Origin of the sequence: Verrucomicrobium sp. 3C (assembly GCF_000379365.1) — a bacterium.
GTDB lineage: Bacteria > Verrucomicrobiota > Verrucomicrobiia > Methylacidiphilales > Methylacidiphilaceae > Methylacidimicrobium.
Genome location: NZ_KB901876.1, coordinates 301,459 through 302,552 on the forward strand (window position 1 = coordinate 301,459; position 1,094 = coordinate 302,552).

Genomic DNA, 1,094 nt, shown 5'->3' on the forward strand with positions numbered 1-1,094 from the left:
ACGTTACGAGCGGTCCAATTACCCGAAGAGTGCCGCGCCGGCTTGAGCGCGAGGCCCTCGGGCACGCTGCCGGTCAACGCCCAGCAGCTCGACTCATTGCTGGAGGTCTTTTGGAAAGCGCCCGATCCGCGCAAGAAGAACGCCCACTATCCGGTCGGCTCGGTGTTGACCTTGATCGCGATGGCGCTTTTGGCCGGGCGGCGGGAGATCGCCGAGATCGCCCGTTTTGCCACTACGCTGACCCAACCCCAACGCCGTCGGCTGGGCTTGCCGCTCAAGAAAGGCACCCGAGGCTTTCACCAGGTTCCCGGCTACAGTGTCTTCTACCAAGTGCTCACCCGTATGGATCCCGAAGCCTTCGCTTCCAGGCTCACCGACTGGCTGCAAGCCCACAGCGGCCTGCTGCCGCAGGCGCTGGCCATGGACGGCAAAATGATTCGTCATCATATTGGCCTCCTGACCTTGGCCCAACAGGAGGACGGCGCCCCGCAAGCGGTGGCGGTCCACGACCAAAAGCAGGGCACGCCCCGATGCGAACGAAGCGCGGCGGTGGCGCTGCTGGAAAAGCTGCCGGCCCTGGATGGCAAAATCATCACCGCCGACCCGTTGCACTGCCAGCGGCGCCAGGCCCGTCTCATCGTGGAAAAAGGAGGCGATTACTTGTTCGGGATCAAGGGAAACCAGCCGCACTTACTTCAAGAGGCGCAAGCCTTGGACGCCTTGCCCGACACCCCCTTTTTGCCGACAGCCAAACCGGTCATGGCCGAGTCGAAATCCGCCAACTCCATGCCTTCCCCATCGAGCCCCTCGCCGTCGACTTCCCCTTTGCCCGCGCCCTGATCGTGGTGCGCAGCCAGCGCACGAAGAAAAAAAGCGGCCTCACTAGCCTGACTTCCCTTGAGTAGCAGCATAACTTCTTGATGCGGAAGGACAGGCCTTTCCGCTACTGGCTACATCGCTGCCCAGGCCGGCGGCTGGGAGAAGAGCGGGAGCAGACGAAGTTTTTCCAGGAGCCGATTCAGTTCCCGAGGAATCTTGCTCAAAAGACGAACGATCGGCTTGCCTTCCACGGAGAGAACGCCGAGGCGGATCGA

At 62.3% G+C, this 1,094-nt stretch carries 1 protein-coding gene; it reads left to right on the plus strand.

Annotated elements, in window-relative coordinates:
• Positions 1 to 840: ISAs1 family transposase (locus A37A_RS0112275; RefSeq protein WP_155996676.1), on the plus strand; the 840-nt coding region annotated here is incomplete at its 5' end.
• Positions 841 to 1,094: the final 254 nt, after the last annotated feature.